We start from the raw sequence: 11,780 nt of genomic DNA, 5'->3' as shown, positions 1-11,780 counted from the left end.
GCGCGAGTGGCATTTCTTCGTCAGTGACCGAACTGGGAGGATCGGGATGTCGCAGGACGTGCTCGACACGCTGGAGGCTGCCGGGATCAAGTTCGTGCTGCACATCGCGGGAGACTAGGACTGCTATGAGATTCTCGGATGTGGATCGGTCGGTCGCGGAGGATTATCTCCGGTACGTGCGGGGCACGCACGAGGTGCGGCTGTGGGAGTTGGCGAACTGGGTCTCGGCAACGGGGGGCGCGGTTGAGGTTCTCGATGGGTCGGTCGAGTCGCTGGAGCCCTTGTATGTGTGGTTCAAACGTTTCGTCGATGCGGGGATGCCGGGGGTGCCGGACGGCTCGGCGCCCGAAGAGTCGCGGCTGCTGGGGTGGTCGGGCGTAGATCGTGACCAACTCCGCCAGATCTATGGTGCGAGGGTGCTGAGCCACTACCTCTTCGATGTGGTCCGCCGCTATCGTCCGGACACCGAGTGGACGCTATTCATCGAACCGCCGGGGAAGATGCGCTGGGACACCAACCTGGAGACCGGAATCGTGATACCGCTCCGTGACGGACCTTCATGGTCGGGCATCCTCAACGTGGGGCGGACTCTGCTGAGCCAGTACGTTGACGGGGACAAGCTGTCCGTTCCCGACGACAGGCTCCGCTCCTGGGCCGTCGTCGCGTATCTGCTGGACAAGCAGCCGGTGGTTCCGCCGGGTCGGTCGGTCCTTACTGAGTACGTCGGGGCGCCGCGCCCGGACGCGTCGCCGTCTGAGGGACCGGTGCCGACGTTCACGCCGGGGCCGATCCGGCGCGAGACGGCGTCGAGCGTGAAGGACGACCTCGCTGCGCTACTCAACGCGACCCCGCCGGGCGGGATCGACGACGGTGATTGGACTCTCGCTGCACCCGACGCGACCGGTGACCTGGAGGAGGCGCGGCCCCTCCCCGCGGGGAAGGTGCTCGCCGAGCTCAACCGGCGCGGCTACGTGACCATGGACGGTGAACGGGTCACCGTTCGGCACCTCGACGAGGGCATCACGGAGTTGTTCATGCCGGAGTCAGCGACCGTGGACATCGCACTGCTCGTGTCTGGAGGTAAGCTCCGTGCGGTGCATGCGGATGTCGTCGGTGAGGGTGGTGCCGGCATCCTCGCCGCCCTCGCCCGGATCCCGCACGCGACACTGCACCCTACCGAAGACCTCGACTGAGCGCGAGTGGCATTTCTTCGTCAGTGACCGAACTGGGAGGATCGGGATGTCGCAGCACGTGCTCGACACGCTGGAAGCTGCCGGGATCAAGTTCGTGCTGCATATCACGGGAGACTAGGACTGCTATGAGATTCTCGGATGTGGATCGGCCGGTCGCGGAGGACTATCTCCGATACGTGCGGGGCACGCACGAGGTGCGGCTGTGGGAGTTGGCGAACTGGGTCTCGGCAACGGGTGGCCCGGTTGAGGTCCTCGATGGGTCGCTGGAGTCTCTCGAACCGCTGTATGTGTGGTTCAAGCGTTTCGTTGATGCGGGGATGCCGGGGGTTCCGGGTGGTTCGGCTCCCGAGGCAGGTCGGCTGCTGGGGTGGTCGGAGGTGGATCCTGACTGGCTTCGCCAGCTCTACGGTGCGGAGGTGCTGACTCACTACCTCTTCGAGGTAGTCCTGCGATACCGCCCGGACACCGAATGGACGCTGTTCACCGCACCTCCAGGGAAGATGCGCTGGAGCAGTGATCAGGAGACCGGGATCATGATTTCCCTCCGCGACGGGCGGACATGGGCGGAAATCTTCAATGTGGGACGGGCTCTGCTGAGGCAATACGTCGAGCGGGACAAGTTGTCTGACCCAGAAGACAGGTTCCGTTCCTGGGCCGCCAGTGTGTACGTGTGGGGTAAGAGGCCAGAGCTCCCGCCGAGTGGGTCCATCCTTGCGCAGTTCGTCGGAGAGCCGCGTCCGGACGCGTCACCGTCTGACGGTCCAGTTCCGACGTTCACGCCGGGGCCGATCCGGAGGGAGACGGCGTCGAGCGTGAAGGCCGACCTCGCCGCGCTACTGAACGCGACCCCGCCGGGGGGAATCGATGACGGGGATTGGACTCTCGCCGCGCCCGACGCGACCGGTGACCTGGAGGAGGCGCGGCCCCTCCCCGCGGGGAAGGTGCTCGCCGAGCTCAACCGGCGCGGCTATGTGACCTTGGATGGTGAGCGGGTCACCGCCCGGCACCTGGGAGAGGGCATCACGGAGTTGTTCATGCCGGAGTCAGCGACCGTCGACATCGCACTTCTCGTGTCGGGACGTAAGCTCCGTGCGGTGCATGCGGATGTCGTCGGTGAGGGCGGTGCCGGCATCCTCGCCGCCCTCGCCCGGATCCCGCACGCGACACTGCACCCCACCGAAGACCTCGACTGAGCGCGTACGGTTTCGCGGCCACGGGCACCGGATGGAGCCACGGGAACCATCGCGGGCGCCCCTGCGGGCGTCGTTCTGGGTGCAGTAGGCATCGGTCTTAGCGCGACGGGGACGTTCGTGTTGTGGGTGGTTGACCGACTAACGTGGAGTTCCAAGAAGATCTGCTGTTAGCGCCGAAAGCGAAGTTTTACAGTGTCTGCACAGGTGGTTCTCGCGCTCGGGCTCGTTGTCTCCATGATGGTGCTCGCGCTCCTCGGCAACGTCCGACGACTGCGTCGCTCTCGCGTCACGGGTACCCCAGAAGATGCCGTGAATTGCGCACCCGTGCGGGCGCACCCGACGATCCTCGCGCTCGCAATCATTGGGTTCGTGCTCGTCGGTGCCCTGGTGTTCTTGCTGATTTTCGTGGCAACGTAGGGCTCAGGCCGCGGCGAGCGCTTTCGCGATGCGCTGCGGCGACACCTGCTCCGCCGTGCCGAGCTGCTGGGCGTAGAGGCTCACGCGATACTCCTCCAGCAGCCATCGCGCGCGCGTCAGATTCGCCGGGGCGCCGGGTTCGAGCGGTACCGTCCCGCCCGCCTCGGCGTACAGCGCGGCGGCGCGCTCGAACTCCGTCATCCGCTGCCGGTCGCGACCGGGACCATCGGCCAGCGCGTTCACCCGGAACAGTGCCGCCTGCAGGTAGCGCGGCAGGTGCGCCAGCCGGTCGAGACCGGTGCGCGAGACGAAACCGGGAAAGACGAGCCCGGCGAGCTGCCCCTTCACGTCGCCGAGCGCCGCGAGTAGCGTCATCGAGTTCTGCGCCTTGACGGCACGCTCGACCTCGCGCTGCAGGCCGAGGATGCGCGCGGTCAGCGAGACCGCCTGGAACAGTTCGTCGACGACCGATGCCGAGAACGCGTCGCGGGCCGCCGCGAACTGCTCGGGCGTGCGGATGCGCCCCGCCGTGCGCGCCAGGACGGCGTCGGCGACCGCGACCCGGGCGTCTTCGATGAGCGCCTTCGCGGAGGGATACGGCGACGCCGCCAGCGACAGCTTCTCCGCCGCGGTCAGGTGCTCGAGCACGTAGGGCGCGGGCGACGGCACCGCCAGCAGCAGGAGGCGCCGCACCCCGGCGTGCGTGAGGCGGGCGGCCCGCTCGGGCGTCGCCTCGATGCGCAGGGCGACGGCATCCTTCTCGTCGACCAGCGCCGGGTACCCGCGCACGACCCCGCCGGCGACTCTCGTGTCGACGACCTCGGGCAGTGCGCCGAAGTCCCACGTCGTGAGGCCGGTGCGTTCGGCGACGGGGTCGGCGTCCGACCCGCGCTCGTCCGTGGCGCCCGGTGCCGGTGGGCGGGCGGGCGCCGTCGGGCGCGGCGCAGCGCCGCCGACGGCACGGCTGACGGCATCCCGCGCGCGCCCGGAGAGCTCGGCCTGCAGTGCGGCGAGGTCGCGCGACGACCCGGCCGTGCGGCCGCGGTGGTCGACAGCGCGGAACGTCACCGTCAGGTGCGGCGGCACACGCTCGAGGGCGAAGTCGGCGGCGGTGACGGGCTGGTTCGCGACGCGCTGGATGCGGGCGGCCAGCGCCGCGCGCAGGGTCTGTGCGGGCAGGCCCCCGTGACGCTCCGGCCCCGCCCCGGCAAGCTCGTCGCCGAGCCTCGCGGCCCAGTCGGCGGCGGGCACGACGTGGCGCCGGATCGCCTTCGGGAGCGCGCGCAGCAACGCCGTGATCAGCTCGGCGCGCAGGCCGGGCACCTGCCAGTCGAAGCCGTCGGGGCGCAGGCCCGCCAGCAGCGGTAGCGGCACGACGACGCTCACGCCGTCTTCGGGGCTCCCCGGCTCGAAGCGGTACGCGAGCGACAGCACCTGGTCGCCCTGCTGCCAGCGCCCGGGAAAGTCCCTCTCGTCGGAGCGGGGCCCCTCACCCCGGAGGTCGGCCTCGGTGAGATCGAGCAGGCGCGGCGTGTCCGCCTGCGCAGCGCGCCACCACGACTCGAACGACCGGGCATCGAAGACGTCGCGCGGGACGCGCGCGTCGTAGAAGGCGAAGACGGCCTCGTCCCCGACGAGGATGTCGCGGCGGCGCTCGCGCTCCTCGACCTTCTCCAGCCGGCGACGCAGCTCCAGGTTCCGCCGTTCGAACGCCGTCAGGCGCTTGTCGGCGGGCGGGTTCCAGTCGCCCTCGACGAGCGCATGCCGGAGGAACAGCTCGCGCGCGCCCTCGCGGTCGATGCGGGCCAGCTGCACGCGACGGCGGGGGATGATCTCGACGCCGAACAGCGTCACCTTCTCGGCGGCGACGGCGGCACCGGCATCCTTCGACCAGTGCGGATCGCTGAGCGTGCGGTGCGCGAGATCCCCGGCGAGCTCTTCGGCCCAGGCCGGGTCGATCACCGCGACGGTGCGGGCGAACAGGCGCGAGGTCTCGACGAGCTCGGCGGCCATGACGGCGTCGGGCGACGCCTTGCGCAGGGCCGAGCCGGGGAAGATCGCGAACTTCGTGCCGCGCGCGCCGCGGTACTCGGCGAGCGGCTTGCGCTTGTCGGTGGGCTTCTGCTTCACGATCGATCGGGTATCGAGGATGCCGAGGTGCGACAGCAGCCCTGCGAGGATCGCGCGATGGATGCGGTCGGGGTCTGCGGTCCCCGTGCCCACCGGGTTCGCCGATCGGTCGTCCCGGCCCATCAGCTGCCGCAGCTGCCGGTGCACGTCGAACCATTCCCGCACGCGTACATAGTTGAGGTACTCGCTGCGGCACATGCGCCGGAAGGCACTCGACCCGAGGTCGCGCTGCTGCTCCTGCAGGTGGTTCCAGAGGTTCAGGAGCGTGAGGAAGTCGCTCGTCGGATCGGTGAACCGGGCATGCAGGCGGTCGGCGGCTTCGCGGGCGGCGCCGTCGTCGGCCGACGGGCGCTCGCGCACGTCCTGGATCGACAGCCCCGCGACGATCGCCAGCACGTCGCGGGCGACGCCCTGTCGCCGGGCTTCGAGCAGCATCCGTGCGAAGCGGGGGTCGATCGGCAGCCGCGCGATCTCGCGGCCGAGCTTCGTGAGGCGCCGGGCGCCCGTGACGGCGCCGAGCTCGGTCAGCAGCTCGAACGCCGCCTTCACCCCGCGGCTGTCGGGCGGGGTGAGGAACGGGAACTCCTCGATGTCGCCGAACCCCAGGGCGAGCATCTGCAGGATGACCGCCGCGAGCGAGGTGCGCGTGATCTCGGGCTCGGTGTACTCCGGGCGCCCCGCGAAGTCGTCTTCGGCGTAGAGCCGGATGGCGATGCCGGCCGACGTGCGACCGGCGCGACCCGACCGCTGCTGCGCCGAGGCCTGCGAGATCGCCTCGATCGGCAGGCGCTGCACCTTCGAGCGCGCGCTGTAGCGCGAGATGCGCGCCGTACCGGCGTCGACGACGTACCGGATGCCGGGAACCGTCAGCGACGTCTCGGCGACGTTCGTCGCCAGAATGATCCGGCGGCGTATGCCGGCGACGGCGGACGGCTCGAACACGCGGTGCTGCTCGGCCGCCGACAGGCGCCCGTACAGCGGCAGCACCTCGGTGGGGCGGGCGTCCTTCGCGTACATGCCGCGGACGGCATCCATCGCATCGCGGATCTCGGCCTCGCCGGGCAGGAACACCAGCACGTCGCCGTCGGGTTCGCGGTCGAGCTCGCGGAGGGCGGCGAGGAGCGTGTCGACGTCGTCCTCGGTGAATGCGGCGATCTCGTCGTGCGGACGGTAGCGGATCTCGACGGGGTAGGTGCGGCCGGAGACCTCGATGATCGGGACGGGCTGCGTTTCGTCTCGCTGCGCTCGCTCAACGACCGTGGCGGTGGCTGGAGGGCGCGTGAAGTGCTTCGCGAAGCTCTCCGGGTCGATCGTGGCCGAAGTGACGATGACCTTGAGGTCGGGGCGCTCGGGGAGGATGCGGGCGAGGTAGCCGAGCAGGAAGTCGATGTTCAGCGACCGCTCGTGCGCCTCGTCGACGATGATCGTGTCGTAGCGGCGCAGCAGCCGATCCCGGTGGATCTCGTTGAGCAGGATGCCGTCGGTGACGAGCGCGATTCTCGTGTCGGGCGAGACCTGGTCGGTGAAACGCACCTTGTAGCCGACGGCGCCGCCGAGCGGCACCTGCAGCTCGTGCGCGATGCGCTCGGCGATGGTGCGGGCGGCGATGCGGCGGGGCTGCGTGTGCGCGATGGAGGTGCGGCCGAGCTCGAGGGCGATCTTCGGCAGCTGCGTCGTCTTGCCCGATCCGGTCGCACCGGCCACGATCACGACCTGGTGCGCCGCGATGGCGCGCGCGATCTCGTCCCGCGCGGCGCTGACGGGCAGCTCCGGCGGGTAGGAGATCACGGGCTCGGCGGAAGGCATAGCCCTCCATCGTAAGCCGACGGGGCGCTGCGCTACACCCAGCCCTGCATCCAGTTGTGCAGGCGGTAGAACTCGTACGGCACCTGCATCGCCGACCACAGCGGGTACCAGAACACCGACAGCACGATGACGACCCCGAGGAAGACGAGCACGACCCGCTGGCCGGCGATGCGCCGGTCGGCCGACACGGCGGCGGAGTCGGCATCCGCCCGCGCGCGCGAGGGGAAGCCCGACGCGACCTCGCGCAGCGCGAAGGTCAGCGCGATCAGCAGGAACGGCCAGATCACGATCGTGTAGAACTGGAAAACCGTGCGCTCGGGGTACACCAGCCACGGCGCCCAGGTCGCCGCGATCCCGGTCAGCACGACCGCGTGCCGCCAGTCGCGCGCGACGACGAAGCGGTACGCGAGGAAGAGGGCCGCGGCGATCGACGCGTACCACAGCAGCGGATTGGGCATGCTGTAGAGGATCTGGAGGCAGCCGTTGTCGCCGCCGGCGCAGCCGCTCTGCCCGTCGGCCGTCGCGTACGAGTACATCGCCGTCGGGCGCCACAGCAGCGGCCACTGCCAGGCGGGGCTCTCGTAGGGGTGCGGCGAGGTCATGCCGGTCATCGAGTTGTAGATCGTGACGTGGTACTGCCATAGGCTCTGCAGCGACACCGGCACCCACGCGAAGATCCCGGTCGCGGGGTCGGCCTCGGCGAGGTGGCGGCCGTAGCCGCCGTCGGTGGCGAGCCACCCCGTCCACGACGCGAGGTAGACGACGAACGCCACCGGGACGAGCAGCACGAAGGATGCCGCGCCCTGGCGCGCGGCATCCATCGGCCAGAACACCACACCGAGGCGGCGACGCTCCAGGGCATCGGTGACGACGAGGTAGAGGCCGATCGCGGCGACCACCCACACGCCCGACCACTTCACGGCGGTCGCGGCGCCCGCCGCCGCGCCGGCGGCGACCACCCACGGCCGGTTCCACAGCACGGCGCCCCAGCGCGGGGGCTCACCCTCGCGAGCGCGCGCGACCGTGGCGGCGGCGAGCCGGTCGAGGCGCGTGCGCCGGTCGAGCACCGCGAACCAGAAGGCGAGCAGGACGAAGAAGGTGAGGAAGATGTCGAGCAGCGCGACCCGGCTCATCACGATGCCGAGCCCGTCGATGGCGAGGAGGAACGAGGCCACCGCCCCGAACAGGGTCGAGTTCGTCAGCGCCTTGGCGAGGAAGAACAGCACCAGCACGCACGCCGTGCCGCACAGGGCCGTCGCGACGCGCCAGCCGAACGAGCTGTCCGGCCCGAACAGCCACATCCCCAGTCCGATCAGGTACTTGCCCAGGGGCGGATGCACGACGAAGCTCGGGTCGGTCGTGAAGATGTTCGTCTCGCCCGCCTCGAACCGGGCGTTGGCGTCGTCGGGCCAGCTGGCGGCGTAGCCGAGGATCCACTGGCTCCAGGCATCCTTGACGTAGTAGGTCTCGTCGAAGACGAGCTTGTGCGGGTGGCCGAGGTTCCACAGCCGCAGCACGGCGGCCAGCAGCGTCACGAGCGTCGGCGCCAGCCACCCGTACAGGCGTTGCAGGCGAGGGTCGAGCGCGACGCGTTCGCGCCACCGGTCGGCGAACGAGACGGCCGTCGGCCGCGTCGGCAGCAGGGGTTCGGCGGTCGTCGTCACGCGCACAAGCCTATGCTGGGGCGGTGATCATCCTCGCCGCGACGCCCATCGGCAATCTCGGCGACGCGTCGGCGCGCCTGGTCGCGGCGCTGGAGGGCGCGAGCGTCATCGCTGCGGAGGACACCCGCACGACGCAGCGCCTGCTGCAGGGGCTCGGCATCGCGAACCGGCCGCGGCTGATCGCGCTGCACGACCACAACGAGAAGCAGCGTGCCGCCGAGCTCGTCGAGCGGGCGCGCGACGAAGACGTGCTGGTGCTCAGCGACGCCGGGATGCCGACCGTCAGCGACCCGGGGTTCGCCCTCGTCGCCGCGGCCGCAGCGCAGGGGGTCGCGGTCACGGCGCTGCCCGGGCCGAGCGCGGTCGTCACGGCGCTCGCCGTCGCGGGGCTGCCGACCGACCGGTTCACGTTCGAGGGCTTCTCGCCGCGCAAGCCGGGGGAGCGGCGCCGGGCTCTGTCGGCTCTGTCGGCCGAGCCGCGCACGATGGTGTTCTTCGAGGCGCCGTCGCGCCTGGGCGAGACCCTCGCCGCGATGGCGGAGGCGTTCGGCGCCGACCGGCCCGCGGCGGTGTGCCGCGAGCTGACGAAGCTGCACGAGGAGGTCGTGCGCGACGGGCTCGGCGCGCTCGCGGTCTGGGCGCGCGGCGGCGTCCGCGGCGAGATCGTCGTCGTCGTGGGCGGCGCGCCGGCACGCGCCGTGTCGGAAGAGGACGCCCTCGCGCAGGTGCAGCGGCTCGTGGACACCGGCATCCGGTTGAAGGATGCCGCCGCCGAGGTCGCGACGCAGACCGGGCTGTCCAGCCGCGACCTGTATCAGGCGGTGCTCGCGGCGCGCGTCAGCCCTTGACCGAGCCGGCGGTCAGCCCGCCGATGATGTAGCGCTGCAGCGACAGGAACAGCACCAGCACCGGCACCGAGGCGAGGATCGCACCGGCCGCGAACAGACCCCAGTTGCTGGAGAGCTGGTTCGACACCCACTGGAACATGCCGACGGCGAGGGTCCAGTTGTCCTCCGAGACCAGCACGATCTTGGAGATGATGTAGTCGCCGAACGAGGCGATGAAGGCCAGCAGCGCGACCACCGCGAGGATCGGCGTGACGAGCGGCATGATGATGCGCCAGAAGATCTGGGCGTGGCTGGCGCCGTCGATCTTCGCCGACTCGTCGAGCTCGGTCGGGATCGTGTTGAAGAACCCGTACATGAGGAAGGTGTTCACGCCGAGCGCGCCGCCGAGGTACACGCAGATCAGCGCCACCTTCGAGTTCAGCCCGAGCAGCGGAAACACCTCGCCGAGGGCGAGCAGCATGAGGAAGATCGCGACGAACGCGAGCGCCTGCGGGAACATCTGGATGATGAGCAGCGCCGTGAGCCCCACGCGGCGGCCGGTGAAGCGGAAGCGCGAGAAGGCGTAGGCGGCCGCAGCGCCCATGAGCACGGCGCCGACGGCGGCGGAGATGCCGACGACGAGCGTGTTGCCGTACCAGGTCCAGTAGCGCGTGTCGGCGAGGGCGGCGTAGTTGGACAGGTCGAACGCGCGGAACAGGGTGTTGCTGGCGGCGAGGCTCCCACCGGGGTTCAGCGAGGCCGACAGCACGTACACGAGCGGGAACATCGCGTAGAAGAGGATGCCGGCGGCGACGAGGTACTTCCAGCCCACGTGGAGCAGCCAGCGCCGACGCACGGCGGCCCGGCGACCCGGGTCGAGGGTGACGACGGCGCGCGCCTCGCGGGCGGTGGGGGTGGCGGGAGCGGACATCACTGGTACTCCTCGAGCTTCTTGGTCTGGCGGAACGCGATGGCGGAGATGATGCCGACGACGATGAACACGAGGATCGACAGGGCGCTGGCAAGTCCGTAGTCGGCCTTGCCGCCGGAGACGCCGGAGATGTCCCAGATCGCCGAGATCAGGATGTCGGTCGCGCCGAGCGCGTACGGTGCGCCCGGTATCGCCGGGCCGCCGTTGTTGAACATGTAGATGACCGTGAAGTTGTTGAAGCTGAACGCGAACGACGAGATCAGCAGGGGCGCGGTGGCCACGAGCACGAGCGGCAGGATGATCGACCGCAGTTGGCGGGTGCGGCCGGCGCCGTCGATGGATGCCGCCTCCAGGGCGTCGGACGGCAGCGCCTGGATCGCGCCGGTGCACACCAGGAAGTAGTACGGATAGGTCAGCCAGACGTTCACGAACAGCACGGCGACGCGGGCGAGCCACGGATCTCCCAGCCAGTCGATGTTCGCGCCGCCGAAGAAGAACTCGTTGATGACGCCGAACTCGGCGTTGAACATGCCGCGGAACAGCAGCGCCGACATGAACGCGGGGAAGGCGTAGGGGAGGATGAACAGCGTCCGCAGAACCTTGCGACCCTTGACGCGCTCGTCGTTGAAGATGATCGCGAACAGCAGCCCCAGGGCGAACGGGATCGCCACCGACAGCAGCGCCCACGCGAACGTCCACAGGGTCACGAGCGCGAGCGGCTGGAACATCGCGGGGTCGGTGAACAGGCGCACGAAGTTGTCGAACCCGACGTTCACGGTCCAGCCGGTCGGCAGGGTCTGACCGTCGTCGGAGACGAAGTTGCCCATCGCCGTCGCGCGGTACACCGTGCCGGTGGTCGTGTCGGTGATGGTCTGGGTGTCGGCATCCCACGTCATCGTGGAGAGGTAGATCGACGCGCTGGTCGCGTCGCGCGTGCGCAGCGACCCGTCGTTGGGGTCGTCCGAGACGGGCACGCGCAGGTCGACGACGGCCTGCTGCATCGCCGGGTCGCCGATGAGGGCGTTGCGGGACACGACGTTCCAGCCCGGCACCTCCTGCGGCGCTCCGGAGCCGGTCGCGTCGCCGACGACCTCCAGCGGCTGGTCGGCCGAGCCGGCCTTGATCTGGCCGTCGTCGGTGATCGCGAAGCCCAGCTCGCCGTTCTGCTCGACGACGGTCAGGGGGTACGTGGGGGATCCGTCGACGCGGCGCTCGCCCTGGCCGAGGGCTGCCTGCACGGCCTGCTCCTGCGAGCCGACGTGCCCCGCGCCGTAGTTCGTGAAGGCGATGTAGGCGGTGTAGGCGAAGATGAACACCTGGAACACCAGCAGGAACGCCAGCCCCGGCATGAGGTACTTCAGCGGCAGCGCGCGCTTGGTGAAGTAGACGATGTCGGCGGCGACCAGCACGATGACCGCGGCGGCGAGGATGAGCCACGACTCGGCCTGGAAAGCCGCGAAGATGCCCATGATGCCGAAGGCGTTGATCGCGCCCATGATCGCCAGCTTCACGAGGAATCCCCAGCCGGGGCCGTTCCAGGTGCGGCCGTGCGACTGCGAGGTCTGCGGAACCGTCATGCGCATCTCCTTCGTCGAAAGGGGTCCGGGGGTGGGCGTCGT

At 70.0% G+C, this 11,780-nt stretch carries 8 protein-coding genes; 4 read left to right on the top strand and 4 right to left on the bottom strand.

The genetic code is table 11. The features are described 5' to 3' along the window. Window positions 1-23 precede the first annotated feature (23 nt). From QM720_RS00475 to QM720_RS00465, 3 genes are all read left to right on the top strand, one after another. Entirely contained in the window at window positions 24-1,193 is a 1,170-nt protein-coding gene (locus tag QM720_RS00475; protein ID WP_415124028.1) for a hypothetical protein, read from the top strand. 125 nt (window positions 1,194-1,318) lie between these two features. Beyond that, window positions 1,319-2,386 (top strand): hypothetical protein, encoded by a 1,068-nt coding sequence (locus tag QM720_RS00470; RefSeq protein ID WP_415124026.1) that lies wholly within the window; start codon window positions 1,319-1,321, stop codon window positions 2,384-2,386. Window positions 2,387-2,590: 204 nt separating this feature from the next. Then, window positions 2,591-2,803: a hypothetical protein gene (locus tag QM720_RS00465; protein WP_415124024.1), complete on the top strand. Its 213-nt coding sequence runs from the start codon at window positions 2,591-2,593 to the stop codon at window positions 2,801-2,803. Window positions 2,804-2,806: 3 nt separating this feature from the next. Here the strand turns inward: QM720_RS00465 and hrpA are convergent, their stop codons facing one another. Continuing rightward, a complete protein-coding gene (gene hrpA, locus QM720_RS00460; RefSeq protein WP_415124022.1) occupies window positions 2,807-6,739 on the bottom strand; it encodes an ATP-dependent RNA helicase HrpA in 3,933 nt (1,310 codons plus the stop codon). A 32-nt stretch (window positions 6,740-6,771) separates the two neighbouring features. After that, a complete protein-coding gene (locus QM720_RS00455) occupies window positions 6,772-8,403 on the bottom strand; it encodes a dolichyl-phosphate-mannose--protein mannosyltransferase (RefSeq protein WP_415124020.1) in 1,632 nt (543 codons plus the stop codon). 23 nt (window positions 8,404-8,426) lie between these two features. On the opposite strand from QM720_RS00455, the gene rsmI reads away from it, so the two are divergent. Continuing rightward, window positions 8,427-9,251 carry a 16S rRNA (cytidine(1402)-2'-O)-methyltransferase gene (rsmI, locus tag QM720_RS00450; protein WP_415124018.1) on the top strand — a complete coding sequence of 275 codons (825 nt, stop codon included), beginning with the start codon at window positions 8,427-8,429 and terminating at the stop codon, window positions 9,249-9,251. Here rsmI and QM720_RS00445 read toward each other — a convergent pair. Beyond that, entirely contained in the window at window positions 9,241-10,161 is a 921-nt protein-coding gene (locus QM720_RS00445; protein ID WP_415124016.1) for a sugar ABC transporter permease, read from the bottom strand. The two genes, rsmI and QM720_RS00445, sit on opposite strands and share 11 nt — an antisense overlap. Next, on the bottom strand, window positions 10,161-11,738 hold the full coding sequence (locus tag QM720_RS00440) for an ABC transporter permease subunit (protein ID WP_415124014.1): 1,578 nt from the start codon (window positions 11,736-11,738) through the stop codon (window positions 10,161-10,163). Before QM720_RS00440 ends, QM720_RS00445 begins: the two co-directional genes overlap by 1 nt. Window positions 11,739-11,780: the final 42 nt, after the last annotated feature.

Origin of the sequence: Microbacterium sp., from assembly GCF_047602155.1 — a bacterium.
GTDB lineage: Bacteria > Actinomycetota > Actinomycetes > Actinomycetales > Microbacteriaceae > Microbacterium.
Note: the sequence above shows the minus strand (reverse complement) of the source record. Positions and strands in the feature narration are given on the sequence as shown.